We start from the raw sequence: 26,576 nt of genomic DNA, 5'->3' as shown, positions 1-26,576 counted from the left end.
GCTAGGCCGCCCGCGACGGCGTCGCGTCGGCGACACAGGCCGCGGCGCTGTCGTCGAACGCCTCGCACATCCGCCGCGCCTCGGCCTGGTTGGCCGCGGTCAGCACCTCGGCGGTCGGCCCCCACGCCACCGCGGTGCGCGCCAGCAGCAACGTCTCCGGGAAACTGGTGCGGACCAGTTCGATGTCGTGCAGCGCGGCGATCACGGTGCGGCCCTCGGCGTGCCAGCGTCCGATCAGCGTCACCAGATCGGCGGTGGTGCGGGCGTCGACGGCGTTGAACGGCTCGTCGAGCACGATGACGCGCGCATCCTGCAGCAGCACGCGGGCGAACAGCATCCGCTGGGTCTGGCCGCCGGACAACGTGCCGATGGTGCGATTCTCGAAGCCCGAGAGGCCGACCGCGGCAAGCGCCCGCGCGATCTTCGGCCGCGCGGCCCGGCCGATTCCGCCGAACGGGCCGCTGGTGCGCCACAGCCCGGTGGCGACGAAATCGAACACCGAAATCGGGAAGCTGCGGTCGATATCGGCGGTCTGCGGCAAATAGGCGATGTCGCGGATGTCGATGCCGCCGCGGTCGATCGTACCGGCCAGCGGCTTGAGAATGCCGACGATGCCCCGGAATAAAGTGGACTTGCCGGCACCGTTCGGGCCGACCACGGCCATCAGTGCGCCACTCGCGATCTCGCCGCTGAGGTGATGCACCGCCGGGTGACGGTCGTAGCCGAGTGTCACATTATTAAAGTGCAGTTGGGCGGCCATGGTCACCTCATCGCCAGCAGAACGACCGCCCACAGCACAGCGCTGACCGCCATGGCGGCCGCCAGCCGGCCCGCCAGCGTCATGCGCAGGATCGACCAGGGCGGCGGCTGTACCGGGTGCGGCGAATCGGCGCCGTGAATATGCATGTGGACCGGCTTCGGTGAGGCAGAATGACGCGAATCGGTTTGAGGGGCGTCCATCTCAGACCGCTCGAATGGAGGCATCGGGGAGGAGTTGTTATACTATAACAGAAAAACGCCAGCGTCGATCAATCGAACGTTGCAGGGGATCCCTAGTCCGACACCGCTACGGGCGCGTCCCTGCCCTGGCGAGAGGCATTCCCGTCACATTTACCCGGAAATGCCCCAAAATTGAGCAAGCCAAGGGAACCGGATTAAGGCCAATTTAAGGTTTCTTTTAGGTTCCATTAAGCAAGAAAAATTGTTGAAACTCATACGTTTAGTTCCACAACCAGTGTTGCCGCTAGGTGACAGCTTTTTATGCAGGACCGCGCTAAATCTTGATCCAGATGGTGACGACAAACGTCCCTCTGTTGAAGACGACTCCTGGAGAACCACAATGAAGAAGATCCTTCTCGCAACCGTTGCTCTGGTTGCCCTCGGCGCGGCTCCGGCCCTCGCCGCCGACCTCGCGGCCCGCCCCTACAACAAGGCCCCGGTCTACGCCCCCCCGGCCCCGATCTATAACTGGACCGGCTTCTACATCGGTGGTCACATCGGCGGCGCCTTCGCCGGCGACAACTCGATCGGCACTGGCGTGACCGCCAGCAACGACGGCAAGTTCCTCGGCGGTGTGCAGGCCGGTTACGACTGGCAGTTCGCTCCGAGCTGGGTGCTGGGCCTCGAAGGTCAGTACTCCTGGCTGAGCGGCAGCAACGACGCGGTGAACTTCACCGTTCCCGGCGTTGCCGGCGTCTACAGCTTCGCCGACAACCAGCGCGGTCTGGCGTCGGTCACCGGCCGCCTCGGCTACACCTGGGGTCCGGCACTGCTCTACGTCAAGGGCGGTTGGGCGTACGCTGACTACAAGACCAGCCTGTCGAACACGGTCCTCGGCTCGATCTCGTCCACCAGCAGCATGGACGGTTACACCGTCGGCGGCGGTCTCGAGTATCTGTTCGCCCAGAACTGGTCGGGCAAGATCGAATATCAGTACTACGACTTCGGCAACGTCGATCTGGGCGCTGGCTTCACCGCCAAGGCCGATCAGCACGTCGTCAAGGCCGGCCTGAACTACCGCTTCAACTGGGGCGGTCCGGTCGTCGCCAAGTACTGATCAGTACTGACGAAATCCCTTCGGGGCTGAGAAAGGGCCGGCGTCACGCCGGCCCTTTTTTATTGATTTGCGCCCGGCGGAATATGCATGGGCAAATTGTTTACCCAACAATTCGGGAGTTGGGCCACAGCCGCGGCCGTCGGCCAATTTGTTCAAAACAGCACACCGATAATCGGACAAAAATTAACCCCCTAGCCCAATAGTGCACACTGTCCGGTCATCATCAGGACAGGGCAGAGGAAGCACTCTGGGGGCGGGAATGTTTGGACGACTGAAGGTCGCGCGGCCGCGCATACGCATGCCGCAATTCGGAATCCGCGGCAGCCTGTTTGCGGCGTTTGCCGTCATCGCCGGCATGGCCATTCTGATCAGTGCCGGAGCGGGCGTCAGCCTGCGCGAGCTCGGCACGACGATGACGGGACTGAGCGGTCGCGATATCCCCAAACTCGCCGCAAGCCTGCAACTGGCCACCGAAAGCGAACGCCTGGCCAGCCTGGCGCCGATGCTGCTGGTCTCGTCCACGCCCGACCAGCTCAAAGAGCGCTCCGCGCGGATGAAGGAAGCGCAGACGGTCGCGACCCAGAAACTGGCCGATATCACCAGCTACGGCGCCGACAAATCCGTGGTCGCGGCGATGTCCGAAACGCTGCGGAATATCGACGACACGATTCGCAGCCTCGGCGCCGCGGCGCAGGAGCGGCTCGATCTCGCCCGCCAGCACGACAAGGTCTACGACGATCTGCGCAGTTCGCACGAAGCCTTCATCGCCGTCGCCAACCCGGCGATGCTGAACGCGCAGACCCAGATGAATGCGGTGCTGGCCTCGGCGAACCTCTCGCAGGACGACGCGACCGAAGCCGGACGACGGATCGAACAACTGGGCAACGTGATCGCCCTCAGCAATCTGGCCGCCTCGAATCTGATGGCGGCGCTGTCGGCGCGCAATTCCGACGCGCTCGAGCCGGTCGAAACCTCCTTCAAGGAGGCGCGCCAGCAGGTCGCCTCCAATCTCGACGGCCTGCCCGCGGGCGAAACCACCGCGGCGATCAAGGCGGCGGCGCAGAAGCTCCTGGCACTCGGCGACGGCAAGACCAGCATCTTCAAGATGCGCCAGAAGGAACTCGATGCCGCCGATTACAGCGACCTGATCCTCGACGAGACCCGCAAGCTCAATGTCGGGCTCGGCATCAGCGTCAAGCAGCTCGTCGACAGCGTCCGCAGCGAGACGGCGGCAGCGGCGACGGAAGCCCAGCAGCAGATTTCGCTCGCGACCCAGGTGATGATTGGTCTCGGCGTGCTGACGCTGGTCGGCTCGGCGCTGTTCGTCTGGCTGTATGTCGGCCGCAGCATCGTGCGCCGGATCGGCGGGCTGCAGCGCTCGATGCAGTCGCTGTCCGCCGGCAACCTCGACACCGAGATCGATCGCGGCAGCCGCCGCGACGAGATCGCCGTGATGGCCGAATCGCTCGAAGTGTTCCGCGACAACATGATCCAGACCCGCGCGCTGACCGAGGAGCAGGACAAGGATCGCGCCGCCAAGGCCGAACGGACGAGGCGGATCGAGGCCCGGATCGCCGATTTCGAGGCGACGGTGCGCGCCGCGATGGAGAAGCTGCAGGCGTCGACGAATACAATGCAGGAGACGGCGCAGAGCATGGCGACGACGGCCGAGCGTTCGAGCTCGCTGGTCACCGCCGTCGCCTCCGCCGCCGAGGAAACCTCGGTCAACGTCCAGACCGTGGCGTCCGGAACCGATCAGCTCGCGTCCTCGATCAACGAAATCAGCCGGCAGGTGACGACATCGGCCGAGATCGCCAACCGGGCCGTGCAGGAAGCCGGCGCGACCGACTCGACGATGCAGGGGCTGGCCGACAATGCCGAACGGATCAGCGCGGTGATCGACCTGATCCAGAGCATCGCCTCGCAGACCAACCTGCTGGCGCTGAACGCGACCATCGAGGCGGCCCGCGCCGGTGACGCCGGCCGCGGCTTCGCCGTGGTGGCTTCCGAGGTGAAGAGCCTCGCCAGCCAGACCGCCAAGGCGACCGAGGAGATTCGCACCCAGATCGTCGCGATGCAGGGCGTCACCAGTTCGGCGGTGGGGGCGATCCGCAATATCGGCCAGACCATCACCGCGATCAACGAGGTGACCACCGCGATCACCGCCGCCGTCGAGGAACAGGGCGCCGCGACCCGGGAGATCGCCCGCAACATCCAGCAGGCCGCCGGCGGCACCACCGAAGTGTCGGGCAATATCGTCGGCGTCAGCGCCGCCTCGACCCAGGCCGGTTCGGCGGCATCCGAAGTGCTGGCGGCGTCCGGCGCGCTGCGCCAGGAGGCCGACCTGCTGCGCAGCGAGATCGACGAGTTCCTGTCGAATATCCGCGCCGCCTGAACTGGATCGGCGCACCAGCCGGCGGCGTCCGCGCCGCCGGCTTTTTCATGCCCTGCCCTGCGTTTTTCGCAGGCCGCGATGCCCCAACTGATCGCCGCCCAGGCGGCTCGCGTGGCTTTTTGGCTGGCGCAGCCGGCCCGGTCCCGCTAAGTCGATAGCGGGAGCCTGCGAAAAATGCATAAGAAAACCGACGCCCTCGACACCCCCCATGACGATCTGCGCTTTCCGCTGGAAAGCCATCCCGGAGCCGACGAGGTCGTCGAGATCGCGCCGGGCGTGCTGTGGCTGCGGCTGAAGCTGCCGTTCCGGCTCAACCATGTGAACATCTATCTGCTCGCCGACGGCGACGGCTGGGCGATGGTCGACACCGGCTTCGGCAACGACACCACGATCGCCGCATGGGAAACGCTGTTCGACGGCGCGCTCAAAGGCTTCGCCATCAGCCGCGTGATCGTGACCCACGCCCACCCCGACCATTTCGGCCAGGCCGGCTGGATCGTGCAGCGTTTCCGCTGCCCGTTCTACATGTCGCAGATCGAATATCTGCAGGGCGTCTATCACCAGAATCGCCGCAGCGAAGAGCGTCTCGTCAATTCGCGCGAGTTCTTCCACCGCCACGGCATGGACGAATCGATCACCGCGCAATTGCTCGGCCGCGGTCAGGACTATCTGAAGCGCGCGGTGCCGCTGCCGGCGGCGTATCGAAGGCTGACAAAGGGCGACGATATCCGGATCGGCGCGCGGACGTTTCGCATCATCACCGGCGCCGGCCACTCGCCCGATCAGGTTATGTTGTACTGCGCCGCCGACAAGCTGTTTCTGTCGGCCGATCAGGTGCTGAGCAAGATCTCGCCCAATGTCAGCGTCTGGGCGCACGAGCCGGACGAGGACGCGCTCGGCTCCTATCTGAAATCGCTCGCGGAGCTGACCACGCTGCTGCCCGAGGATGTGCTGGTGCTGCCCGGCCACGGCCTGCCGTTCTACGGCGTCCACACCCGCATCAAGCAGCTCGCCGATCACCACGAGGAGCGCTGCGGCGTGATCGCGGAGGCCTGCCGCGACCGGGCGATGAGTTCCGCCGAACTCGTGCCGGTGGTGTTCCACAAGCACGTGCTGGATGCGCATCAGACCGGTTTCGCCGCCGGTGAACTGATCGCGCATGTGAACTACATGCTGGCGCAGAACCGCCTGACGATCGTCGACGAGGCCGACGGCATCCTGCGCTTCAGGGCCGTCTGATCCCTGCCGTCTGCAAGACAGACGCCTCGGCCAATGCATTGATCTTTATCAAGCTTTGACCTGCGTCGGGGAGCAGCGAGCTACGCTTGCGACGCAGCCACTAGGACCAATTGCGCCTCGACATCCGGGATGGAAGGGTTCTAATACCGAGGTCGCCTGTTGCGGCCCTTCGATGTTTCCCGTTCCTTCCAGGTCATCGCAATGCAGTACAGCAAATTCTTCGAGGACGCTCTCACCCGCCTGCACGACGAGCGCCGCTATCGCGTATTCGCCGACCTCGAGCGGATCGCCGGCAGGTTTCCGCAGGCCGTGTGGCATTCGCAGACCGGCCCTCGCGACGTCGTGATCTGGTGCTCGAACGATTACCTCGGCATGGGCCAGCACCCGAAGGTGATCGGCGCGATGGTCGAGACCACGACGCGGATCGGCACCGGCGCCGGCGGCACCCGCAACATCGCCGGCACGCACCATCCGCTGGTGCAACTCGAGCGCGAAATCGCCGATCTGCACGGCAAGGAAGCAGCATTGCTGTTCACCTCGGGCTACGTGTCGAACCAGACCGGCCTGTCGACGCTCGGCAAGCTGATTCCGAACTGCCTGATCCTGTCGGACGCGCTCAACCATAATTCGATGATCGAAGGCATCCGGCAGTCCGGCTGCGAGCGCGTGGTCTGGCGCCACAACGACACCGCCCATCTCGAAGAGCTGCTGATCGCCGCCGGCCCCGACCGGCCGAAGCTGATCGCGTTCGAGAGCCTGTATTCGATGGACGGCGACACCGCGCCGCTGGCGAAGATCTGCGATCTCGCCGAGAAGTACAACGCGATGACCTATTGCGACGAGGTCCACGCGGTCGGCATGTACGGGCCGCGCGGCGCCGGCGTCGCCGAGCGCGACGGCGTGATGGCGCGCATCGACATCATCGAAGCGACGCTGGCCAAGGCGTTCGGCTGCCTCGGCGGCTACATCGCCGGCAAGGCCGATGTGATCGACGCGGTGCGTTCCTACGCGCCGGGCTTCATCTTCACCACGTCGCTGCCGCCGCCGATCTGCGCCGCCGCGACCGCCGCGATCCGGCACCTCAAGACATCGTCGTGGGAGCGTGAGCGCCACCAGGACCGCGCCGCGCGGGTCAAGGCGGTGCTGAACAATGCCGGCATTCCGGTGATGCCGACCGACACCCATATCGTTCCGGTGTTCGTCGGCGACGCCGAAAAATGCAAGAAGGCGTCCGATCTGCTGCTCGAACAGCACGGCATCTACATCCAGCCGATCAACTATCCGACCGTCGCCCGCGGCCTCGAACGGCTGCGGATCACGCCGTCGCCCTATCACGACGACAAGCTGATCGACGCGCTGGCCGAAGCCCTCGTCCAGGTCTGGGGCCAGCTCGGCCTGCCGCTCGGCGCCAAGGCGATCGCGGCGGAATAGCCCGCGCGCCGCGCCCGGCAGACGATTTTCGGCGGGAGGCGCCGCGCGGCAGGGAAAATCCCTGTCGCGTGTGGCGGTCTCACCCGCTAAAAATCCGGTCGGCGCATGACACGCGAGGAGCACCACCGCGATGCTGCACGATTGGGGCGTGATCGCAGCCGCGCTCGCCTATATCGGCCTGCTGTTCGGCGTCGCGAGCTACGGCGACCGGCTGTCGCAGCGTCAGCGCGAGCGGGCCGGCGGTCTGATCTACCCGCTGTCGCTGGCGATCTACTGCACCTCCTGGACGTTCTTCGGCTCGGTCGGCTTCGCCAGCCGGACCAGCACAGACTTCCTCGCGATCTATGTCGGCCCGATCCTGCTGATCGCGGTGTTCACGCCGCTGCTGCGTCGCGTCATCCGGCTGGCGAAATCGCAGAACATCACCTCGATCGCCGACTTCATCGCCGCCCGCTACGGCAAGAGCCAGAAGGTCGCCGCCACGGTGGCGATCATCGCCATCATCGGCTCGGTCCCCTATATCGCGCTGCAGCTCAAGGCGGTGGCGTCGTCGCTGCAGACCATCCTCGGCGACGACCACAACATCGGACAGATCCCGATCGTCGGCGACATGGCGCTGGTCGTGGCGATGCTGATGGCGCTGTTCGCGGTGCTGTTCGGCGCCCGTCAGGCCAGCGCCACCGAGCACCAGCATGGCCTGATGCTGGCGATCGCCACCGAATCCATCGTGAAGCTGGTGGCGTTCCTCGCCGCCGGCATCTTCGTCACCTTCTGGATGTTCAGCCCGGCCGACCTGATCGAGCGCGCGATGAAGATGCCGGAAGCGGTGCGGGCGCTGGAGGCGACGCCGTCGCCGACCACCTTCCTGACCATGACGGTGCTGTCGTTCTGCGCCTTCCTGATGCTGCCGCGGCAGTTCTATGTCGGCGTCGTCGAGAACACCAACGACGCCGAGGTCAGCCGCGCGCGCTGGATGTTCCCGCTGTACCTGATCGCGATCAATCTGTTCGTGATCCCGATCGCGCTGGCCGGACTGGTGAAATTCCCGTTCGGCGCGGTCGACAGCGACATGTTCGTGCTGGCGCTGCCGATCGAAGCCAATGCGCCGCTCCTCAGCTTCATGGTGTTCATCGGCGGCCTGTCGGCGGCGACCGCGATGGTGATCGTCGAATGCGTGGCGCTGGCCGTGATGGTGTCGAACGATCTGGTGATGCCGCTGGTGCTCAAGCGCCACGGCGCGCCGCGCAACGATCAGCGCAGCTTCGGCGGCTTTCTGCTGATGGTGCGGCGGGTCGCGATCTTCGCCATCCTGATCCTCGCTTACCTGTACTACCGCGCGCTCGGCAACACCCAGCTCGCCGCCATCGGCCTGCTGTCCTTCGCCGCGATCGCGCAATTCGCGCCGGCGTTCTTCGGCGGCCTGGTCTGGCGCCGCGCCACCGCGCAGGGCGCGATCGGCGGCATGATGATCGGCTTCGCGGCCTGGGCCTACACGCTGTTCATCCCGAGCTTCATGGAGAGCAGCACCGCGGGACTGCTGCTGTTGCAGCACGGCCCGTGGGGGATCGAGTCGTTGCGGCCGCAGGCGCTGTTCGGCGCCGAGCTGCCGCCGCTGGTGCACGGCGTGGTGTGGAGCCTGTCGCTCAATCTGTTCGCCTATGTGGTGCTGTCGCTGCTGAGCCGGCCGTCGTCGATCGACCGGCTGCAGGCCGAAGTGTTCGTGCCCGACACGCTGACGCCGATGACGCCGGCGTTCCGGCGCTGGCGCACCACCGTCACCGTGCAGGATATTCTCGGCGCGGTCGGCCAGTATCTCGGCCCGGACCGGGCGCGGGAATCGTTTCGGTCGTTCGCGGTCAGCCGCCGGTTGACCCTCGATCCGGCGGCGCCGGCCGATTTCGAATTGCTGAAACACGCCGAGCACCTGATCGCATCGTCGATCGGGGCGGCGTCGTCGCGGCTGGTGCTGTCGCTGCTGCTGCGCAGGCGGACCGTATCCGCCGAAGCCGCGCTGAAGCTGCTCGACGATTCGCACGCCGCGCTGCATTTCAACCGCGAGATCCTGCAGACCGCGCTCAACCACGTCCGCCAGGGCATCGCCGTGTTCAACCCGGATCTGCAACTGATCTGCTCCAACCGGCAGTTCGGCGAGATCCTCGGACTGCCGCCGCACATCATCCAGATCGGCATCCCGCTGATCGAGATCCTCGAATTCCTGTCGAGCGCCGGCGCCGGCCCGGCCGACGCGGAAGCGCAGACCCAGATGCGGCTCGCCTCCTACACCACGGAGGGCGAGCCGTTTCTGGAACGACTGCACGACCGCCATCTGGTGATCGAGGTGCGCGCCAACCGGATGCCGGACGGCGGGCTGGTGATCACCTTCTCGGACGTCACGCCGAGCTTCGAGGCGGCCGAGGCGCTGGAGCGCGCCAACGCCACGCTGGAGCGGCGCGTGCGCGAACGCACCGAGGAACTGACGCGGCTGAACTCGCAGCTCGCGCTGGCCAAGAGCACCGCCGAGGAAGCCAACATCTCCAAGACCCGCTTCCTCGCGGCGGCGAGCCACGACATCCTGCAGCCGCTCAATGCGGCGCGGCTCTACGCCACCAGCCTGGTCGAACGCCAGAACGGCGGCGAGGATTCGCGGCTGGTCGAGAACATCGACGAATCGCTGGAAGCGATCGAGGAGATCATCGGCGCGCTGCTCGACATCTCGCGGCTCGACGCCGGCGCGATGACGCCGTCGCTGACCAATTTCGTGATCGGCGATTTGATGCGCTCGCTGGAGATCGAATTCTCGCCGACCGCGCGCGCCAAGGGGCTGCAGCTCACCTTCGTGCCGTGTTCGCTGCCGGTGCAGTCGGACCGGCTGATGCTGCGCCGGCTGATGCAGAACCTGATCTCCAACGCGATCAAATACACCCCGCAGGGCCGCGTGCTGGTCGGCTGCCGCCGCCAGGGCGACGCGTTGAAGATCGGCATCTACGACACCGGCGTCGGCGTGCCGATCCTGAAGCGCGGCGAGATCTTCAAGGAATTCCACCGGCTCGAGCAGGGCGCGCGGATCGCGCGCGGCCTCGGCCTCGGGCTGTCGATCGTGGAGCGGCTGGCGCGGGTGCTGAACCACGGCATCGCGCTCGATTCCAACCGCAGCGGCGGCTCGTGCTTCTCCGTCACCGTCCCGGTCGCCGCCGTCGTCAACCACACCACCGCGGTGACCAGCGCGACGCCGCTGTCGCGTGCCTCGATGAGCGGCAGCCTGGTGGTGTGCATCGAGAACGACCCGGCGATTCTCGACGGCATGAAGACGCTGCTGACGACATGGGACGCCAGCGTGATCGCGGTCGCCGATCCGGACGCGGCGATCAAGGCCATCGAAGCCGCCGGCCGGCGCATCACCGGGCTGCTGGTCGACTACCACCTCGATCGCGGCAACGGCATCGCGGCGATCCGCGACATTCGGCAGCGCTTCGGCGTGACCATCCCGGCGATCCTGATCACCGCCGACCGGAGCCCCGGCGTCCGCGCCGCCGCCCGGCAGGAGGAGATCGCGGTGCTGAACAAGCCGGTGAAGGCCGCCTCGCTGCGCGCCCTGCTCAACCAATGGCACGCCCAGCAGACCATCGCGGCGGCGGAGTAACTCCGAGGCCGGATGGAAGCATTCCCGGCGAACGCACCAAAGGCTGCAGCGAGGCACTCAGTCCTCATCCTGAGGAGGCTGCGCAGCAGCCGTCTCGAAGGATGAGCGCCCTGGGGCGATGCCCTGCCGCCTCATGGTTCGAGACGGCGCTGCGCGCCTCCTCACCATGAGGAGCTGAGGCTGGATTCGAACTCGGCCGATGCGAGTGATCGTGCGCCTCTCCCCCGTCATGGCCGGCCTCGTGCCGGGCATCCACGAACGTCTGCCGAGAGGCTGCAAAAACGTGGATGGCCGGGACGAGCCCGGCCATGACGAATATTCGGTATTCGCGAAGTGAACGGAGCAGGCGGCTACGCCACCGGCTCCTCGTGGCGCCACTGGTTGCCGGAGATCTTGGCGGCGGCGATCACCGCCTGGGTGCGGCTTTCGACGCCGAGCTTCTGCAGGATCGCCGAGACATGCGCCTTGATGGTGGCTTCGGAGACGCCGAGCTCGTAGGCGATTTGCTTGTTGAGCAGCCCTTCGGACAGCATCATCAGCACCCGCACCTGCTGCGGCGTCAGCGTCACCAGCCGGTCGCGCAGCTTGCTGGTCTCCGGATCGGCGGCGGCCGACAGGTCGACATCCGGCGGCACCCAGACGTCGCCGTCCAGCACCCGCAGGATCGCCTCGCCGAGTTTCTCGACGCCGAACCGCTTCGGCACGAAGCCCGAGGCGCCGAAGTCGAGCGAGCGGCGGATGGTTTCGACATCGTCGCTGGCCGACACCACCACCACCGGGATCGCCGGGTACTGCGCGCGCAGATAGATCAGTCCGGAAAATCCGCTGATGCCCGGCATCTTCAGGTCGAGCAGCACGAGATCGACATCGCCGTCCCGCTCGAGCAGTGCGGTCAGATCCTCGAACGAGCCGACCTCGCCGATCTTGGCACCGGGAACGACGCTGGAGACCGCCAGCCGCAACGCGTCGCGGAACAGCGGATGGTCATCGGCAATGATCAAATGCGTACTGACGGGCGTGCTCATGGATGTCCCTTGTGCGCAAGCTGGAACCGAACGGTCGCATTCAGGCCCGCGGTTGGCAGGTCGGATTGAAGTGTCGCCCTAAGGTCGACGGCTGGCAAGGCGTGTTCGACTGCCTTGGCGTACCACTCTGCGCCTTCCGAACCTGAAAAACATTGAGCAAGCGCAAGAACACAGGAGGAACGCAGGCCGAAAGTCGTAATGCCGCACGGCCACGGCGATGTTACCTTTCTCCCAACTCATCGCGTCCGATTTCTGTATTCCGCGGCGCGGCAAAAAATTCCATCGATTTTTCAAGGGGAGGTAATCGCTTATGTCCAGCTATGCCGCAACGCAGCGGCGGTCCGGGGGGATGACCAAGGACGAACGTTTCGTCATTGTCGCATCGTCGCTCGGTACCGTTTTCGAGTGGTACGATTTCTATTTGTACGGGTCGCTCGCCGCCATTATCGGCGCGCAGTTCTTCAGCGCCTATCCGCCGGCGACTCGCGACATTTTCGCGCTTCTGGCCTTCGCCGCCGGCTTCCTGGTGCGCCCGTTCGGCGCCATCGTGTTCGGCCGCATCGGCGACATCGTCGGCCGCAAATACACGTTCCTCGTCACCATTCTGATCATGGGCCTGTCGACCTTCATCGTCGGCCTGCTGCCCAATGCGGCGACGATCGGCATCGCGGCGCCGATCATCCTGATCTGCCTTCGCCTGCTGCAGGGCCTGGCGCTCGGCGGCGAGTATGGCGGCGCGGCGACCTATGTGGCCGAACACGCGCCACCCGGCAAACGCGGCTACTACACGTCGTTCATTCAGACCACGGCCACGCTCGGCCTATTCCTGTCGCTGATCGTGATCCTGGTCACCCGCACCGTGCTGGGTGAACCGGCATTCGCGGATTGGGGCTGGCGGATTCCGTTCCTGGTGTCGGTCGCGCTGCTCGGCGTCTCGGTCTGGATCCGGCTGCGGCTGAACGAATCGCCCGTGTTCCAGAAGATGAAGGACGAGGGCAAGGGCTCGAAAGCGCCCCTGACCGAAGCCTTCGCCAATTGGGGCAACGCCAAGATCGTGCTGATCGCGCTGTTCGGCGGCGTGATGGGTCAGGGCGTGGTCTGGTACACCGGCCAGTTCTACGCGCTGTTCTTCCTGCAATCGATCCTCAAGGTCGACGGCTACACGTCGAACCTGCTGATCGCCTGGTCGCTGCTGCTCGGCACCTTCTTCTTCATCTTCTTCGGCTGGCTGTCGGACAAGATCGGCCGCAAGCCGATCATCCTCACCGGCTGCGCGATCGCGGCGCTGTCGTTCTTCCCGATCTTCAAGGCGATCACCTCCAACGCCAATCCGGCGCTGGAACGAGCCATCGAGACCATCAAGGTCGAGGTGGTGGCGGACCCCGCAGGCTGCGGCGACCTGTTCAACCCGGTCGGCACCCGCGTGTTCACCGCGCCCTGCGACACCGCGCGCGCCTACCTGTCGCAGTCGTCGGTGAAGTACTCCACCGCGAAGGGCCCGGCGGGATCGGGCGTCAAGGTGATGGTGAACGACACCGAGGTGCCCTACACCGACGGCAAGACCTCCAACCCGGCGGTGCTGGCGGCGATTCAGGCGGCGGGCTATCCGACGGCCGGCAACGCCGAGATCGTGAAGATGGCGCATCCGTTCGACGTCTTCAGGCCGGCGCCGGCGGCGGTGATCGGGCTGCTGTTCGTCCTGGTGCTGTTCGTCACCATGGTCTACGGCCCGATCGCCGCGATGCTGGTCGAACTGTTCCCGACCCGCATCCGCTACACCTCGATGTCGCTGCCCTATCACATCGGCAACGGCTGGTTCGGCGGCCTGCTGCCGGCGACCGCCTTCGCGATCGTGGCGTCGACCGGCGATATCTACGCAGGCCTCTGGTACCCGATCATCTTCGCGTCGATCACCGTGGTGATCGGCCTGATCTTCCTGCCCGAGACCAAGAACGTCGATATCAGCAGGAACTGATCGTCATCGGTCCGGCGCCTCGCGCCGGACCATCCGACGGAGAATTTCGGCCGCGGAGCAATCCGCGGCCGTTTTTGTTTCGGGCGTCATCTATCGAGGCACGAAGCGCCCGCACCTCGGAGCCTGACCGAAAATGCAGGCAGCAAATCCAGCCGAGCTTGAAAGTCGTTCACTTCGCAGTTCACTCCGTCGTGGCCGGGCTCGTCCCGGCCATCCACGCCTTCCTTGCGGCTTCGGCTGCAAGACGTGGATGCCCGGCACAAGGCCGGGCATGACGAGTTGAAACGAGAGTGCCTGATTTCACTGGCCGCATTTTCGGTCAGGCCTCAGGAGGACGCCTGCGCGAAAGGTCGGGTTCTGCGGCCGTTATAACTTCACCGAGCCGAGAAACTGCAGCACCACGTCGCGGCGGTGCGGGCGGCGGCGGTGTTCGATCAGGTAGATGCCCTGCCAGGTGCCGAGTGCCAGCCGGCCCTGCAGCACCGGGATCTGCAGCGAGGTCGCGGTCAGCATCGACTTCACATGCGCCGGCATGTCGTCGGGCCCTTCGGTATCGTGCGCCCAGCCGGCATTCTCCGGCGCGAGCCGGTTCAGCACCGTGGTGAGATCGATCAGCACGGTCGGATCGGCGTTCTCCTGGATCGTCAGCGACGCCGAGGTGTGGCGCACGAACAGCGTCAGCGCGCCGTCCTGCGCCCTCGCCTCCGCCACGAACTTCGCCGCCTCGCCGGTGATGTCGACGAAGCCCGCGCCGCCGGTCTGCACGGTCAGCAGCGACGATGCGACATGGCTGATCGCGGCGACCGCGATCGGGGCGCGGCTCAGCGTGCGGGATGAATTCATGCGGACCTCGCTGCGGTCGACCCGGCTCAGGTCTTGCCGTCGCCGATGGTTTCCCGCTGGATCCGGTTGGCCATCTCGATCAGCCGCCGCCAGGCGCGCTCGATGAAACCCATCACCCGGTCGACGTCCTGATCGCTCGGCAGCGGAATCTCCAGCCGGCGTTGGCCGTCCTTGGTGGTGACCTCCGGCGTCGCCATCTTGTCGCTCTTCGGCATCGAGTCGTCGATCTTGCCGGACACGGTGGGGCCGCGCTGCGCAAGTTGCGCCTTGAGGTTGTCGTTCTCGACCCTGAGCGCCTCGGCCTCCCGCTTCAGGCGGTCGTTGTCGCCCTGCAGCCGGCCGATCTCGGTATCGAACGCCGCGCGCTCGTCGGCGATCGCGTAGCAGGCCCAGCCGTTGCCCTTGTCGCTGCAGGTCGAGACCTTGCCGGTGCGGGTATCGAGCCGCATCACGCCGTCGGCGCTGGGCGTGAAGGTGTAGCGGCCGTTCTCATTGTCCGGCAGCGTCTCGGCGAATGCGACGCCGCCGCCGAGCGCCAGCACGGCCGACAGCGCGGCGATCCGCGCCAGCCGCGGCGCGGCGCGGGTGGCGATCGCTTCAGGGGTGGCAAGGGTCATCGGAAGGCTCCGCCTGACAGAGAAAGACCCGGCCTATATGGGGTGTCAGGCCGGCGGACGGTACGGGCCGCGGCCGGATTTCAACGCATCGGCCAGCAATTCGATCCGGTCCTGGCCCCAGAACACTTCGCCGTCGAGCACATAGGCCGGCGAGCCGAACACGTCCGCGGCCATCGCGTCGTGGCGGTTCTGCTCATAGGCGGCGCGGATCTGATCCGACGCCGCGTGCGCCACCAGCTTTTCGCCCGGCAGGCCAGCCTCGTTGGCGAGGCGCGTCAGGACCGCGGGATCAGTCAGATCGAGTTCCTGCTCCCACACCGCCGGATAGGCCCGTTGCAGATAGGGTTCGGGATCGAGCCCGGCCGCCAGCGCGGCCAGCACGACGCCGTCGGCGAGCCGGGCGTCGAACGGCCAGTGCTTCGGCCACAATTTGAAGTCGAGCCCGCGCTTGTCGCGCCAGCGCTGCAACTCGACCAGCCGGTAGCGCTGCCGCGCCGGGTGGCGCTTGGCGAGCGGCAGGCCGCCGGTCTCGGAGAACAGCCCGGCGAGCAGCACCGGCTTGTAGACGACCGCGAGGTCGTGCGCTTCGACGAGCTGTCGAAACGCCTTGTGGCCGATATAGGCCCAGGGCGACTGGAACGAGAAATAGTAGTCGAGCTGACGCGACATGCGTACTCCGGCTGATGGAATATCCGAACGATCGATGCGAACGAGTCGCCGAAATCGGGCGCATCCGATCAGAGCCTGTCGGCCGGTGCAAGCCGAACCTCGGCGAGATGCTGCTATCGCGCTGCGGACAAGTTACCGCAGCGAGTCGCAAATCCCCAATAAAATCAGCCAAAACAACGCCCTGGAGGGCTGCGAGCGAATCTTGACTTGCCTCTATGCCGTCAGTATGGTCCGCGCGGCTTTTGAGGGTCACGGGGCGTTATTTTCATCATCTGCGGCACCGTTTCGGGTCTCCACGATATGGCGGACGACACGCACGAGGGCAGCAATCAGGCTGATGGAAATCGCGGCAATACGCCCGATGAAGCTGCGCTTTCCGCAAGGCTCGGAAGTCTGGATCGCCGGTTGTCCAAAATTGGGGGCGGCCGAAACATCGGGACTGACGGGTCCGGAGACCAGCAGGACGCGGCCCAGGCCAAGGCATCCGCCATGGCTGTGGGGCTTCGTATGTCCACAGAGCTGGTCGCCGGTGTCCTTGGCGGAGCGGCGCTCGGCTGGGGTCTCGATCGTTTGCTGTCGATTTCTCCCTGGGGCCTGATCGTGTTTGCGCTGCTGGGCTTTACCGCCGGCGTGATCAATGTGATGAGGGCCGCAGGTGTGATGGCGAAACAATCCGAGCGGCTCTGACGGGTTCCGAAGTGCAATCGACCATCGACACAAGCGCAAGCTCGCGAAACCGGTAGACTGAGAAACAATGGCCGCCGATCCAATCCATCAGTTCCAGATCACCAAGCTGTTTTCCCTTGGTCACATTGGCGGACAGGAAATCGCCTTCACCAATTCGTCGGCCTATATGTTCGCCGCGGTGGCGATCATTGCGGTCCTGATGCTGGCGCCGGGCCGCCAGTTGGTGCCGGGCCGGTTCCAGTCGATCGCGGAGCTGTCCTACGAATTCGTCGCCAACATGATCCGATCGACCGCCGGCAAGGAAGGCCTGAAGTTCTTCCCGCTGGTGTTCTCGCTGTTCATGTTCATCGCCGTCTCCAATCTGGTCGGCATCATTCCGTACACCTTCACGGTGTCGAGCCATCTGATCGTCACGGTCACGCTGGCGATGCTGGTGTTCCTCACCGTGCTGATCTACGGCCTCTACAAGAACGGTCTGAAGTTCTTCAAGCTGTTCGTGCCGTCCGGCGTGCCGATCTACATCCTGCCGCTGGTGGTGTTCATCGAGGTGATCTCGTTCTTCCTCAAGCCGGTGTCGCATTCGGTGCGTCTGTTCGCCAACATGCTGGCGGGCCACATCGCGCTGAAAGTGTTCGCGAGCTTCATCGCCATGCTCGGCGCGCTCGGCGTCGTCGGCTGGTTCGGCGCGGTGCTGCCGCTCGGCCTGACCGTCGCCCTGACCGCACTCGAACTGCTGGTCGCGTTCCTGCAGGCCTATGTGTTCGCCATCCTGACTTGCATCTATCTCAACGATGCGATTCACCCGGGCCACTGAGGCCCGGTCACCGACCACTCTTCAACCAAACCCCAACAGGAGTTCGTTACATGGATCCGATTGCCGCGAAGTACATTGGCGCTGGTATTGCCTGCATTGGCATGGGCGGCGCGGGCGCCGGCGTGGGCATCATCTTCGGCAACTATCTCGCCGCTGCGGTGCGCAATCCTTCGGCTGCTCAGGGCCAGTTCGGCAACCTGATTTTCGGCTTCGCGGTGACGGAAGCGCTCGGCATCTTCTCGCTGCTGATCGCGCTGCTGCTGCTGTTCGCCCTCTAAGGTCCAATCCGGTCGCGACGCTGTGGTCGTGACCGGCCGAACAGGAGAAGCCCGTGGCTGTAGGTCAAGGCGATGCGAAGGGCGCAACCGCCCATACGGCGGCCGACGGGGGCCACAAGGCCCCCTTTCCGCCGTTCCAGAAGGAAACCTTTGCCTCGCAATTGGTGTCGCTGACGATCGCCTTCGTCGCGCTCTATCTGATCGTGTCCAAACTCGCACTGCCGCGCGTCGGCGGTGTGATCGAGGAGCGCCAGAAGACGATCGACGGCGATCTCGCGGCGGCCCAGAAGCTCAAGGGCGAATCGGACGACGCGCTGAAGGCCTATGAGGCCGAACTCGCTGCGGCCCGCACCCGGGCCCAGGCGATCGGCGCCGAGACCCGCGAGAAGCTGAATGCGGCGGCGGAAGCCGAGCGCAAGACGCTGGAAGAGCGGCTGTCGGCGAAGCTCGCCGACGCCGAAAAGACCATCGCAGCGACCCGCACCGCCGCGATGGGCAACGTTCGCGGCATCGCCTCCGAGGCGGCCGCTGCGATCGTTCAGCAGCTCGCCGGCGTGCAGCCGGACAGCAAGGCGCTGGATAGCGCGGTCAACGCTTCGATAAAGGGCTGAGGCCGATGGAAATCTTCGCTGAAGCAGAAACCTGGGTCGCGATTTCGTTCGTCATCCTGATGGGCATCTTCGCCTATCTCGGTGTTCACCGCACCGTGCTGAAGGCGCTCGACAATCGTCGCGACCGGATCAAGGCCGAGCTCGACGAGGCCCGCAAGCTCAAGGACGAGGCCGCCAAGCTGCTCGCCGACTATCGCGCGCGCCGCGCCCAGGCGGAACGCGAGGCCGAGGCGATCATCGCCAGCGCCAAGGCCGACGCCGAACGGATCGCGGCGGAATCCAAGGCCAAGCTGGAAGACTTCGTCGTCCGCCGCACCAAGACCGCGGAAAGCAAGATCGCGCTGGCGGAGGCCCAGGCCGTCGCAGACGTGCGGACCGCTGCGGCCGAAGCCGCCGTGTCCGCCGCCGCGACCATCCTGTCGCAGTCGGTCAAGGGCCAGGTCGCCGACGACCTGCTCGGCAAGGGCATCCAGGAAGTCCGCAGCAAGCTCAACTGAGCGCGCTTCTCACTCCAAATTCAAAAGCCGGCGCGAGCAATCGCGCCGGCTTTTTTTGTCCTTACCCTCCCCTTGAGGGGGAGGGTCGACGAACATCGCGCAGCGATGTTTGGCGGGGTGGGGTGAGCGGCGGGCACGGCGGATGAACTCTTCGCCACCCCACCCCGCTCGCTGCCGCGAGCGACCCTCCCCCTCCAGGGGAGGGTGAAGCGGAGCTTCGATTGGCTTCTACCGCCTGCGCGACCGCGGCTCCGGCTTCAGCGCCTGCGGGTCGAAGCCGATGTAGAACACGTAGGCATCGTTCACATCGGCCGACGGCGCCGGATAGACGACGTCTTCCATCACCAGGCTGAACGGCACGTTGCCGTTGCTGCCCATCGCGACATTGGTGCGATAGGCCTTGGTGAACACCGTTTTCGGCGACACCCCGTCCTGCACCACGGCGACGCGCACCGGCACGTCGACATTCTCCGGCGCCCCCGCCGGCCCGGCGATGACGCGGCCCTGGATGCCGATATGCGCCGTGATCATACCGCTGTTGAGGTTGCACTCACGCGCGGTCCGGCCGATCACCACCTGATAGCGCAGATCGTTGCCGCTGGCCTCCTTGCCCGGCAGCCCGACCGCGTAGGTGGCGGCGCCGGAGCGGATGCTGACCGACGGACAGGTGAGGTCGGTCTCGGCGGCGGGAGCGCCATTGGAGGTCGTCGGCGCCGGATCGGACGAACCGCCGCCGAACAGGTTCTTGAAGCGGTCGGTGAACGACTGCGACCAGGCCGGCGTCGCCAGCACGCTGCCGCCGATCGCCGCAGCAAGGACGATTCGCGCCGCGCGGCGCCCCAGCCGGCGTGCCGACACTCGTTCCAGATCCCGTCTCATCCATTACCCCGAGAATTCGTCTCTACCGGCGGGGTTATAGCAAAGCAAAGCCGGCGAACCAAAGGCGGGAATGGCGCCGGGACACGTTGCTCGCGTCGCAGCGCGCCCTCTCTCCCGCCCTTGCGGGGAGGGCCGGGGTGGGGGCGAGCCGAGCACTGAGCCCGCGTGACGTGGAGAGTCTGTTTCCCCCACCCGGATCGCTTTCGCGTTCCGACCTCCCCCGCAAGCGGGAGAGGTTGCACCATGCCGATTGCCGGGTCCCCGCCCACCGACGATTCAGCCGCGAAAATCCTCGTGCAGCAGGCCGAACAGCAGATGGTCCTGCCAGATGCCGTTGATGCAGAGATAGCGCCGCGCCAACCCTTCGCGGCTGAAGCCGCATTTCTCCAGCACGCGGATCGACGGCGTGTTGGTCGGGATGCAGGCCGCCTCGACCCGGTGCAAATTGAGCTCGCCGAACAGCGTCGGCAGCAGCACCCGCAGCGCCGCCGTCATATAGCCCCGGCCCGCATAGGGTTCGCCGACCCAGTAACCGATGGTGCCGGCCTGGACGATGCCGCGGCGGACATTGGCGAGCGTGACGCCGCCGATCATCTCGCCGTCGGCCTCGCGGAACACCAGAAACGGATAGGAACGGTCGGCGGCGATGTCCTCGGCGTAGCGCCGCAGCCGGCGGCGAAAGCCGGAGCGGGTCAGGTCGTCCGACGGCCAGATCGGCTCCCACGGCGTGAGGTAGGCGCGGCTGCGGTCGCGCAGCTCGGCCCATTGCACGTAGTCCGCCATCTGGGGGGAGCGCAGCAGCAGCCCGTGGCCGCGCGGCGCCAGGGCGGCGGGGCCGGCCGACGGCATTCGAAACAGCGCCATGACGACACTCCGATCCGCGCTCCGCGGGACGCTCAGCCCCCGCGCACCATGCGCGGCGTCAATGATACGAGGTCTTGGCCTTGGGCTGCGTCAATCCTTCCGCAAAACCCACCGCCGTGTCCAGACCCCGGCCACCGCCGAGCGCCACCACCGCCGGCCGGCTGCGCGTCAGCAACTGGCGCGCGGCCTGGCGAGTCGTCTCGATGCTGACCGCATCGATCTTGCCGACCAGTTCGTCGACCGACAGCGGCCGGCCATAGGCCAGGACGTGCCGGGCGAGCTGCTCGGCCCGCGACGAGCAGCTTTCCAGCGCCATCAGCAGGCCGGCCTTCATCTGCGCCTTGGCGCGGGCGATCTCGGCATCGGTCAGGGTTTCGACCGCGTCGTTGATGACATCGACGATCACTTCCATCATCTCCGGCGCGTCGTCCGGATCGGTGCCGGTGTAGAGACCGAAGAAGCCGGTGTCGGCATAGGGCGCGTGGAAGGTGTAGATCGAGTAGCACAGCCCGCGCTTCTCACGCACTTCCTGGAACAGCCGCGACGACATCCCGCCGCCCAGGATGTTGGTGAACACCTGCAGGCTGAACAGCGACTTGTCGCTCTGCGGCAGGCCTTCCAGCGCCAGCGTCAGATGCGCCTGTTCGAGATCGCGGTGCACTACGCGGGAGCCGCCGGCGCCGAACATCGCCGGTTGCGGCTTCGGCGCAGGCGCGGCGTCGAAGCTCGCGAAGCGGTGCGAGACCTCCTCGACGACGCGCTTGTGGTCGACCGCGCCGGCCGCCGCGACCACCATGTCGGGGCCGCGGTAGTGCGTCGACAGATAGGATTGCAGCTTGTCGCGGTTGAAGCCCTTCAGCGTCTTGGCGGTGCCGAGCAGCGAGCGGCCGATCGGCTGCTCCGGATAGCAGAGCTCGTTGAGATATTCGAACACGACGTCGTCGGGCGTGTCCTGCGCGGCGCCGATCTCCTGCACGATCACGCTCTTCTCGCGTTCGAGCTCGTCGGCCTCGAACGCCGGATTGGCGAGGATGTCGCTCAGCACGTCGAGCGCCAGCGGCACGTCGTCCTTCATCACCCGGGCGTAATAGGCGGTGGTCTCGGTCGAGGTGCCGGCGTTGAGGTCGCCGCCGACCGCCTCGATCTCCTCGGCGATCTCGCGCGACGTCCGCTTGGTGGTGCCCTTGAACGCCATGTGTTCGAGCAGATGCGAGATGCCGTGCTCGTCGGCCTTCTCGTCGCGCCCGCCGACGCCGGTCCAGACGCCGAGCGCCGCGGTCTCGAGATGCGGCATGGTGTCGGTGACGACGGTCAGGCCCGAGGGAAGCTTGCTGACTTCGACGCTCATCCGGCAACTCCTTGTTTGGCCGCGCGGCTGACCGACAGGATGTGGCGTTCGATCGCCGCCTGGTCGCGGGGCATCACTTGCATCGTTTCGGTCCCGCTCATCAGTCCCTCCAGCCAGGCCGGCAGCTCCGGCCGCATTCCGCAGGCGGCCTCGACCGCGTCGGGAAATTTGGCGGCGTGGGCGGTGGACAGAACGATATTGGGCACGGTTGGGTCCGTGGTGTCGCGATCGGCCACCGCCAGCGCCACCGCGGTGTGCGGATCGACCAGATCGCCGGCCTCGCGCCAGGCGGTGCGGATCGCGGCCTCGGTCTCGGTCTCGTCGGCACGGCCGGCGTCGAACTCCTCGCGAATCGCCGCCAGCACCGCATCCGGCAGCACGAACCGGCCGGACTGCGCCAACGAACCCATCAGCGCGCGGACCAGCGCGGCGTCGCGGCCGCTGGCCTCGAACAGCAGCCGCTCGAAATTCGACGACACTTGAATATCCATCGACGGCGAGGTGGTGGAATGGACCTCGCGCACCTCGTAAATCCCGGTCTTCAGCGTCCGCGCCAGAATGTCGTTGGTGTTGGCGGCGATCTTCAGCCGCCGCACCGGCAGGCCCATCTTCTTGGCGACGTAGCCGGCGAAGATGTCGCCGAAATTGCCGGTCGGCACCGTGAAGTCGACCACACGATGCGGCGCGCCGAGCGCCACCGCGCTGGTGAAGTAGTACACCACCTGCGCCACGATCCGCGCCCAGTTGATCGAATTGACGCCCGACAGCGCGACCTTGTCGCGGAAGCCGTGGTGGTTGAACAGCCCCTTCACGATCGCCTGGCAATCGTCGAAATGGCCCTCGATCGCCAGCGCGTGGACGTTCGACGCGCCCGACGTCGTCATCATCATCCGCTGCACGTCCGAGATCCGGCCATGCGGAAACAGCACCACGAGATCGACGGCGTTGCGGTTGGCGAAGGCGTCGACCGCGGCGCCGCCGGTGTCGCCCGAGGTCGCGACCACGATGGTGGTGCGCTGCTTTCGCTTCTCCAGCACGTGATCCATCAGCCGCGACAACAACTGCATCGCGACGTCCTTGAACGCCAGCGTCGGGCCATGAAACAGCTCGAGCACGAACTGGCTCGGTCCGGACTGGCGCAGCGGCACCACGGCAGGATGCCGGAAGGTGGCGTAGGCCTCGTTGGCCATCCGGCCGAGCTCGGCGTCGGAGATTTCGCCGGCGACGAACGGCCGGATCACCTCGACGGCGACCTCCCAATACGGCCGGCCGAACAGGCCGGCGATGGCGTCGGGCGAAAGCTGCGGCCAGACTTCGGGGATGTAGAGCCCGCCGTCGCGGGCGAGCCCGGTCAGCATGACATCGCAGAAACCAAGGCGCGGGGCTTCGCCCCGGGTGGAAACATAGGTCGTCAAGGCATCCTCCAAAGGCCCAGGCCGCAGCCAAGCCTTTGATCTCGAATACTATTCGTCGCACGGACGGGTGAAATCCCGGGCACCATAGAGGGTTTTCCCGCGCAGGGGAAACCGCCCCTGACGAGAAGACGATATTCGCCGGAATCACGCAATGCGGCGCGACGGCCGGGCTGAAACAGCAGCAGCGGCGCGCCGCTGCCCCCACAGCCAGACCCCGAATGCCACCGCCACGGCCAGCGCCAGGCCGAACCAGGTGATCGCGTATTGCATGTGCTGGTCGCGCAGATGGACGCCGAGCGGGCCGGGCTTGGGCAGGCCGTTCGGCGGCACCGGCTTCTCCAGGTCGAGATAGAACGGCGCCAATGAGCCATCCTTCGCCCAGCCGAGCCGCTCCGCCATCGTGGCGACATCGCGGGTGAACCACAGCCGCTTCGCCGCGTCCGGATCTGGCGTCAGCACCCCGGCGCCCTCCGGAAAGCGCAGATAGCCGGTCAGCGTCACCGGCTGCCCGGTGACGAGCGGCGTCACCACGCGATCCTCGAAGCCGCGATCCTGCATCGTGTTCGGGACGAAGCCGGCATTCACCACAACGGTCTCGCCGCCGGGCAGGCGCGCCGGCAAAAACGCCCAGGTCCCCGGCCCGGAAATATCGGCGCGCACCGCCGACCCCGACGAATACACCATCGCATCCGGCTGCCTGGCATAGGTCGCGGTGAAGCTGACGCGGCGGAATTCATCGGCGGCGGGGGTGAGCGTCGGCCATTGCGCCACCGGCGGCAGTGCCACCGGCGGTTCGGCGAGCCGCTCGGTCAGCGCCGCGATCAGCGCATGCTTCGCGCTGCGACGCTGCAACTGCCAGAAGCCGAGCGACAGCAGCACCGCGACGATCAGGAGCGCGATCAGGCTCATTCCGGCGATGCCGCGCCGGCGCGTCGCCGGCGTCGTCATTTCGGCTCGCGCCCGACGAGGCGGCCTTCCTGCGCCTTGTGGTGGAATTGCAGCGCGATCAGCAGCGACTTCATCGAGCGCAGCGGCAGCAGCGTGGTGACGAGCACCAGCGGCAGCCACAGCGCCGCATGCAGCCAGAACGGCGGCTGATATTTCACCTCGACGACCAGCGCGCTGACGACCACGATCGCGCCGCCGATCAGGATCATGAACACCGACGCGCCGTCGCCGACGTCGATGAAGGTGTAGTCGAGATCGCAGGCCTCGCAGCGCGGCCGCAGCGTCAGGAAACCCGCATACAATTTGCCCTCACCGCAGCGCGGGCAGCGGCAGGCCACGCCGCGCAGCGCGCTCTGCAGGAGGGTGGGTTGCGGCTGAACTTGCATCGAGATTCCTCGCCTCTGCGCGAAAGAGACTGTCGGCTTGTGTCCCGGACGCGCTGCAGCGCGAAGCGATGCTGCGCAGATCCGGGACCCCGCTTCGAGCTTTCAACCGGGGCCCCGGATCTGCAGCGCATCACGCCGCGAAGAAGCGGCGCGCTGCGCAGCGTCCGGGGCACTAAACACGAAGGGCGGCCGCGCGGGCCGCCCCTTGTAGCACATCCGGCTGATGTCAGTGTGCGCCGGCCATGGTCGAGGCGCCGTGGCCCCAGACGTAGATGCTGACGAACAGGAACAGCCAGACCACATCGACGAAGTGCCAGTACCAGGCGGCGAATTCGAAGCCGAGATGCTGGGTCGGGGTGAAGTGGCCGTAGTAGACGCGGATCAGGCAGACCAGCAGGAAGATGGTGCCGACCAGCACGTGGAAGCCGTGGAAGCCCGTCGCCATGAAGAAGGTCGCGCCGTAGACGTTGCCGGCGAACGAGAACGCGGCGTGGCTGTATTCGTAGACCTGCACGCAACTGAAGGCAGCGCCCAGCAGCACGGTCAGGATCAGCGCCTGCTTCACGCCCTTGCGGTCGTTGTGCAGCAGCGCGTGGTGCGCCCAGGTCACGGTGGTGCCCGAGGTCAGCAGGATCAGCGTGTTGAGCAGCGGCAGATGCCAGGGATCGAAGGTCTCGATGCCCTTCGGCGGCCAGACGCCGCCGAACAGTGCCTCGCGGGTGGCGTGCACCGGATCGCCGGGAAACAGCGCCGCATTGAAGTAGGCCCAGAACCAGGCGACGAAGAACATCACTTCCGAAGCGATGAACAGGATCATGCCGTAGCGGTGGCTGATCTGCACCACGCGGGTGTGGTCGCCCTTGAACTCGGCCTCGCGGATCACGTCGCTCCACCAGCTCGCCATGGTGTAGAGCACGCCGATGGTGCCGACGCCGAACAGGATCGGCGCGCCCTGGAACATGTTGTGCATCCAGGCGACCGCGCCCAGCGCCATGACGAAGGCCGACACCGAGCCCACGAACGGCCACGGGCTCGGATCGACGAGATGGTAGTCGTGGTGTTTCGCGTGTGCCGTGGCCATTGTGGTGCTCTCCGTTGGCAGTGCCGGTCGGGTCTCAGCCAAGTCCAGTCCGGCAGTCGTCTTGCAGCGTTTCCGGTCGTTTATAGATTGCCCTTGCGCTTGTCCGGCGCGGTCGAAGCCACAGGCTTCGGCGTCGGTTCGCGCACGGGATAGAACGTGTAGGACAGCGTGATGGTCTTGACGGCGTCGTTCTCGCTGTCGGCGGCGAACGACGGATCGACGTAGAACACCACCGGCATCTCGCGGGTCTCGCCGGCGGCGAGCGTCTGTTCGGTGAAGCAGAAGCAGTTGATCTTGGTGAAATACGACCCGACCGTCAGCGGCGTGACGTTGTAGGCCGCCTGCCCGGTGGTTGCGTGTTTCGACGTATTGGTGACGCTGTAATACGCGGTGAAGACCTGGCCGATCGCCACCTCGATCTCGCGCTGCTCCGGCTCGAAGGTCCACGGCAGCCCGTTGATGTTGGAATCGAACCGCACCGCGACCTTGCGGGCCAGCGGCGCCGACGACGGCGCCACGCCGGCGACCTGCGTGGTGCCGTTGAACCCGGTGGTGCGGCAGAACCAGTTGTAGAACGGCACCGCCGCGAACGACGCGCCGACCATCAGCGCCACCACCAGACCGCAGATCGACGCCACCGTCGCATCGCGCCCGAGGCCGCGGCGACGGGGGTTCGGCGAAACGTTGGGTTGCGCATCCGGCATCGCTGTCTCGCTCCTCACATCGGCCGTTGCAGCACGATCGGCCCCTTGACCATGGTCACCGCGAAGAACAGCGCGACCAGCACGGCGAGCGCCAATGCGATCGCGATCGAGCGTTCGCGCTGGCGCTTCTTCTGCGCCTCGGTGAGCACGATGCCGGGTCTCTGCTGGTCCATC

Annotated in this window: 27 protein-coding genes; 12 read left to right on the top strand and 15 right to left on the bottom strand. The window is 66.2% G+C overall.

What is annotated here, in order from left to right:
- Nucleotide 1: 1 nt before the first annotated feature.
- Nucleotides 2–760: an ABC transporter ATP-binding protein gene (locus tag SR870_RS21290; protein WP_322515489.1), complete on the bottom strand. Its 759-nt coding sequence runs from the start codon at nt 758–760 to the stop codon at nt 2–4.
- Between the two features lie 2 nt (nt 761–762).
- Complete coding sequence (locus SR870_RS21285) at nt 763–906, bottom strand: hypothetical protein (RefSeq protein WP_416221103.1); 144 nt, start codon at nt 904–906, stop codon at nt 763–765.
- A 433-nt stretch (nt 907–1,339) separates the two neighbouring features.
- Here SR870_RS21285 and SR870_RS21280 point away from each other — a divergent pair, with 433 nt between their 5' ends.
- The 6 genes from SR870_RS21280 to SR870_RS21255 all read left to right on the top strand — a co-directional run bounded on the left by SR870_RS21280 (nt 1,340) and on the right by SR870_RS21255 (nt 11,098).
- Nucleotides 1,340–2,056 (top strand): outer membrane protein, encoded by a 717-nt coding sequence (locus SR870_RS21280; protein WP_322515487.1) that lies wholly within the window; start codon nt 1,340–1,342, stop codon nt 2,054–2,056.
- A gap of 259 nt (nt 2,057–2,315) precedes the next feature.
- Nucleotides 2,316–4,451: a methyl-accepting chemotaxis protein gene (locus SR870_RS21275; RefSeq protein ID WP_322515486.1), complete on the top strand. Its 2,136-nt coding sequence runs from the start codon at nt 2,316–2,318 to the stop codon at nt 4,449–4,451.
- Between the two features lie 174 nt (nt 4,452–4,625).
- The gene (locus SR870_RS21270) at nt 4,626–5,690 is read left to right on the top strand and encodes an MBL fold metallo-hydrolase (protein ID WP_322515485.1); all 1,065 of its coding nucleotides are present in this window, start codon (nt 4,626–4,628) and stop codon (nt 5,688–5,690) included.
- Between the two features lie 201 nt (nt 5,691–5,891).
- A complete protein-coding gene (gene hemA, locus SR870_RS21265; RefSeq protein WP_322515484.1) occupies nt 5,892–7,121 on the top strand; it encodes a 5-aminolevulinate synthase in 1,230 nt (409 codons plus the stop codon).
- A gap of 130 nt (nt 7,122–7,251) precedes the next feature.
- Nucleotides 7,252–10,761 carry a NahK/ErcS family hybrid sensor histidine kinase/response regulator gene (locus SR870_RS21260; RefSeq protein WP_322515483.1) on the top strand — a complete coding sequence of 1,170 codons (3,510 nt, stop codon included), beginning with the start codon at nt 7,252–7,254 and terminating at the stop codon, nt 10,759–10,761.
- A 199-nt stretch (nt 10,762–10,960) separates the two neighbouring features.
- Nucleotides 10,961–11,098, top strand: a complete 138-nt coding sequence (locus tag SR870_RS21255) for a hypothetical protein (protein ID WP_322515482.1) — start codon at nt 10,961–10,963, stop codon at nt 11,096–11,098.
- Nucleotides 11,099–11,111: 13 nt separating this feature from the next.
- Here the strand turns inward: SR870_RS21255 and SR870_RS21250 are convergent, their stop codons facing one another.
- Nucleotides 11,112–11,786, bottom strand: a complete 675-nt coding sequence (locus SR870_RS21250) for a response regulator transcription factor (RefSeq protein WP_322515481.1) — start codon at nt 11,784–11,786, stop codon at nt 11,112–11,114.
- A gap of 310 nt (nt 11,787–12,096) precedes the next feature.
- Here SR870_RS21250 and SR870_RS21245 point away from each other — a divergent pair, with 310 nt between their 5' ends.
- The gene (locus SR870_RS21245; RefSeq protein WP_322515480.1) at nt 12,097–13,761 is read left to right on the top strand and encodes an MFS transporter; all 1,665 of its coding nucleotides are present in this window, start codon (nt 12,097–12,099) and stop codon (nt 13,759–13,761) included.
- 366 nt (nt 13,762–14,127) lie between these two features.
- Here SR870_RS21245 and SR870_RS21240 read toward each other — a convergent pair whose 3' ends face one another.
- Genes SR870_RS21240 through SR870_RS21230 form a run of 3 tightly spaced genes read right to left on the bottom strand, consistent with a single transcriptional unit; the run spans nt 14,128 to nt 15,890 of the window.
- Entirely contained in the window at nt 14,128–14,604 is a 477-nt protein-coding gene (locus SR870_RS21240; protein ID WP_322515479.1) for a secondary thiamine-phosphate synthase enzyme YjbQ, read from the bottom strand.
- A 26-nt stretch (nt 14,605–14,630) separates the two neighbouring features.
- Nucleotides 14,631–15,221 (bottom strand): hypothetical protein, encoded by a 591-nt coding sequence (locus SR870_RS21235; RefSeq protein ID WP_322515478.1) that lies wholly within the window; start codon nt 15,219–15,221, stop codon nt 14,631–14,633.
- A 45-nt stretch (nt 15,222–15,266) separates the two neighbouring features.
- Nucleotides 15,267–15,890 (bottom strand): 2-hydroxychromene-2-carboxylate isomerase, encoded by a 624-nt coding sequence (locus tag SR870_RS21230; RefSeq protein WP_322515477.1) that lies wholly within the window; start codon nt 15,888–15,890, stop codon nt 15,267–15,269.
- 300 nt (nt 15,891–16,190) lie between these two features.
- On the opposite strand from SR870_RS21230, the gene SR870_RS21225 reads away from it, so the two are divergent.
- The 5 genes from SR870_RS21225 (at nt 16,191) to SR870_RS21205 (ending at nt 18,777) form a co-directional block, all read left to right on the top strand.
- Nucleotides 16,191–16,577, top strand: a complete 387-nt coding sequence (locus tag SR870_RS21225; RefSeq protein ID WP_322515476.1) for an AtpZ/AtpI family protein — start codon at nt 16,191–16,193, stop codon at nt 16,575–16,577.
- 67 nt (nt 16,578–16,644) lie between these two features.
- Complete coding sequence (locus SR870_RS21220) at nt 16,645–17,391, top strand: F0F1 ATP synthase subunit A (protein WP_322515475.1); 747 nt, start codon at nt 16,645–16,647, stop codon at nt 17,389–17,391.
- A 50-nt stretch (nt 17,392–17,441) separates the two neighbouring features.
- Nucleotides 17,442–17,669, top strand: a complete 228-nt coding sequence (locus SR870_RS21215; RefSeq protein ID WP_009796340.1) for a F0F1 ATP synthase subunit C — start codon at nt 17,442–17,444, stop codon at nt 17,667–17,669.
- 53 nt (nt 17,670–17,722) lie between these two features.
- Nucleotides 17,723–18,280, top strand: coding sequence for a F0F1 ATP synthase subunit B' (locus SR870_RS21210; protein ID WP_322515474.1), 558 nt, complete (start codon nt 17,723–17,725; stop codon nt 18,278–18,280).
- 5 nt (nt 18,281–18,285) lie between these two features.
- Nucleotides 18,286–18,777, top strand: a complete 492-nt coding sequence (locus SR870_RS21205; protein ID WP_322515473.1) for an ATP F0F1 synthase subunit B — start codon at nt 18,286–18,288, stop codon at nt 18,775–18,777.
- Nucleotides 18,778–19,005: 228 nt separating this feature from the next.
- Here SR870_RS21205 and SR870_RS21200 read toward each other — a convergent pair whose 3' ends face one another.
- From SR870_RS21200 to SR870_RS21160, 9 genes are all read right to left on the bottom strand, one after another.
- Nucleotides 19,006–19,656 carry a hypothetical protein gene (locus SR870_RS21200; RefSeq protein WP_322515472.1) on the bottom strand — a complete coding sequence of 217 codons (651 nt, stop codon included), beginning with the start codon at nt 19,654–19,656 and terminating at the stop codon, nt 19,006–19,008.
- Nucleotides 19,657–19,932: 276 nt separating this feature from the next.
- Nucleotides 19,933–20,520 (bottom strand): GNAT family protein, encoded by a 588-nt coding sequence (locus SR870_RS21195; RefSeq protein WP_322515471.1) that lies wholly within the window; start codon nt 20,518–20,520, stop codon nt 19,933–19,935.
- A 58-nt stretch (nt 20,521–20,578) separates the two neighbouring features.
- Nucleotides 20,579–21,868: a pitrilysin family protein gene (locus tag SR870_RS21190; protein WP_322515470.1), complete on the bottom strand. Its 1,290-nt coding sequence runs from the start codon at nt 21,866–21,868 to the stop codon at nt 20,579–20,581.
- A complete protein-coding gene (thrC, locus tag SR870_RS21185; RefSeq protein WP_322515469.1) occupies nt 21,865–23,283 on the bottom strand; it encodes a threonine synthase in 1,419 nt (472 codons plus the stop codon). The genes SR870_RS21190 and thrC overlap by 4 nt, the downstream gene beginning before the upstream one ends.
- A 144-nt stretch (nt 23,284–23,427) precedes the next feature.
- On the bottom strand, nt 23,428–24,231 hold the full coding sequence (locus SR870_RS21180) for an SURF1 family protein (RefSeq protein ID WP_322515468.1): 804 nt from the start codon (nt 24,229–24,231) through the stop codon (nt 23,428–23,430).
- On the bottom strand, nt 24,228–24,617 hold the full coding sequence (locus SR870_RS21175; RefSeq protein ID WP_322515467.1) for a DUF983 domain-containing protein: 390 nt from the start codon (nt 24,615–24,617) through the stop codon (nt 24,228–24,230). Before SR870_RS21175 ends, SR870_RS21180 begins: the two co-directional genes overlap by 4 nt.
- Nucleotides 24,618–24,843: 226 nt before the next feature.
- Nucleotides 24,844–25,698, bottom strand: a complete 855-nt coding sequence (locus SR870_RS21170) for a cytochrome c oxidase subunit 3 (protein WP_322515466.1) — start codon at nt 25,696–25,698, stop codon at nt 24,844–24,846.
- An 80-nt stretch (nt 25,699–25,778) separates the two neighbouring features.
- Nucleotides 25,779–26,402 (bottom strand): cytochrome c oxidase assembly protein, encoded by a 624-nt coding sequence (locus SR870_RS21165; protein ID WP_322515465.1) that lies wholly within the window; start codon nt 26,400–26,402, stop codon nt 25,779–25,781.
- Nucleotides 26,403–26,416: 14 nt separating this feature from the next.
- Nucleotides 26,417–26,575: a hypothetical protein gene (locus tag SR870_RS21160; RefSeq protein WP_011443450.1), complete on the bottom strand. Its 159-nt coding sequence runs from the start codon at nt 26,573–26,575 to the stop codon at nt 26,417–26,419.
- Between the last annotated feature and the right edge of the window lies 1 nt (nt 26,576).

Source organism: Rhodopseudomonas palustris (assembly GCF_034479375.1).
GTDB classification, from domain to species: Bacteria; Pseudomonadota; Alphaproteobacteria; order Rhizobiales; family Xanthobacteraceae; genus Rhodopseudomonas; species Rhodopseudomonas palustris_M.
The sequence above is the reverse complement of the archived record's forward strand: the minus strand, read 5'-3'. Positions and strand labels throughout refer to the sequence as shown.

Excerpts from the sequence above, each read along its gene's own strand:
- SR870_RS21290 (WP_322515489.1), bottom strand. The coding sequence starts at position 760 with ATGGCCGCCCAACTGCACTTTAATAATGTGACACTCGGCTACGACCGT.
- SR870_RS21285 (WP_416221103.1), bottom strand. The coding sequence starts at position 906 with ATGCATATTCACGGCGCCGATTCGCCGCACCCGGTACAGCCGCCGCCC.
- SR870_RS21280 (WP_322515487.1), top strand. The coding sequence starts at position 1,340 with ATGAAGAAGATCCTTCTCGCAACCGTTGCTCTGGTTGCCCTCGGCGCG.
- SR870_RS21275 (WP_322515486.1), top strand. The coding sequence starts at position 2,316 with ATGTTTGGACGACTGAAGGTCGCGCGGCCGCGCATACGCATGCCGCAA.
- SR870_RS21270 (WP_322515485.1), top strand. The coding sequence starts at position 4,626 with ATGCATAAGAAAACCGACGCCCTCGACACCCCCCATGACGATCTGCGC.
- hemA (WP_322515484.1), top strand. The coding sequence starts at position 5,892 with ATGCAGTACAGCAAATTCTTCGAGGACGCTCTCACCCGCCTGCACGAC.
- SR870_RS21260 (WP_322515483.1), top strand. The coding sequence starts at position 7,252 with ATGCTGCACGATTGGGGCGTGATCGCAGCCGCGCTCGCCTATATCGGC.
- SR870_RS21255 (WP_322515482.1), top strand. The coding sequence starts at position 10,961 with ATGCGAGTGATCGTGCGCCTCTCCCCCGTCATGGCCGGCCTCGTGCCG.
- SR870_RS21250 (WP_322515481.1), bottom strand. The coding sequence starts at position 11,786 with ATGAGCACGCCCGTCAGTACGCATTTGATCATTGCCGATGACCATCCG.
- SR870_RS21245 (WP_322515480.1), top strand. The coding sequence starts at position 12,097 with ATGTCCAGCTATGCCGCAACGCAGCGGCGGTCCGGGGGGATGACCAAG.
- SR870_RS21240 (WP_322515479.1), bottom strand. The coding sequence starts at position 14,604 with ATGAATTCATCCCGCACGCTGAGCCGCGCCCCGATCGCGGTCGCCGCG.
- SR870_RS21235 (WP_322515478.1), bottom strand. The coding sequence starts at position 15,221 with ATGACCCTTGCCACCCCTGAAGCGATCGCCACCCGCGCCGCGCCGCGG.
- SR870_RS21230 (WP_322515477.1), bottom strand. The coding sequence starts at position 15,890 with ATGTCGCGTCAGCTCGACTACTATTTCTCGTTCCAGTCGCCCTGGGCC.
- SR870_RS21225 (WP_322515476.1), top strand. The coding sequence starts at position 16,191 with ATGGCGGACGACACGCACGAGGGCAGCAATCAGGCTGATGGAAATCGC.
- SR870_RS21220 (WP_322515475.1), top strand. The coding sequence starts at position 16,645 with ATGGCCGCCGATCCAATCCATCAGTTCCAGATCACCAAGCTGTTTTCC.
- SR870_RS21215 (WP_009796340.1), top strand. The coding sequence starts at position 17,442 with ATGGATCCGATTGCCGCGAAGTACATTGGCGCTGGTATTGCCTGCATT.
- SR870_RS21205 (WP_322515473.1), top strand. The coding sequence starts at position 18,286 with ATGGAAATCTTCGCTGAAGCAGAAACCTGGGTCGCGATTTCGTTCGTC.
- SR870_RS21200 (WP_322515472.1), bottom strand. The coding sequence starts at position 19,656 with ATGAGACGGGATCTGGAACGAGTGTCGGCACGCCGGCTGGGGCGCCGC.
- SR870_RS21195 (WP_322515471.1), bottom strand. The coding sequence starts at position 20,520 with ATGGCGCTGTTTCGAATGCCGTCGGCCGGCCCCGCCGCCCTGGCGCCG.
- SR870_RS21190 (WP_322515470.1), bottom strand. The coding sequence starts at position 21,868 with ATGAGCGTCGAAGTCAGCAAGCTTCCCTCGGGCCTGACCGTCGTCACC.
- SR870_RS21180 (WP_322515468.1), bottom strand. The coding sequence starts at position 24,231 with ATGACGACGCCGGCGACGCGCCGGCGCGGCATCGCCGGAATGAGCCTG.
- SR870_RS21175 (WP_322515467.1), bottom strand. The coding sequence starts at position 24,617 with ATGCAAGTTCAGCCGCAACCCACCCTCCTGCAGAGCGCGCTGCGCGGC.
- SR870_RS21170 (WP_322515466.1), bottom strand. The coding sequence starts at position 25,698 with ATGGCCACGGCACACGCGAAACACCACGACTACCATCTCGTCGATCCG.
- SR870_RS21165 (WP_322515465.1), bottom strand. The coding sequence starts at position 26,402 with ATGCCGGATGCGCAACCCAACGTTTCGCCGAACCCCCGTCGCCGCGGC.
- SR870_RS21160 (WP_011443450.1), bottom strand. The coding sequence starts at position 26,575 with ATGGACCAGCAGAGACCCGGCATCGTGCTCACCGAGGCGCAGAAGAAG.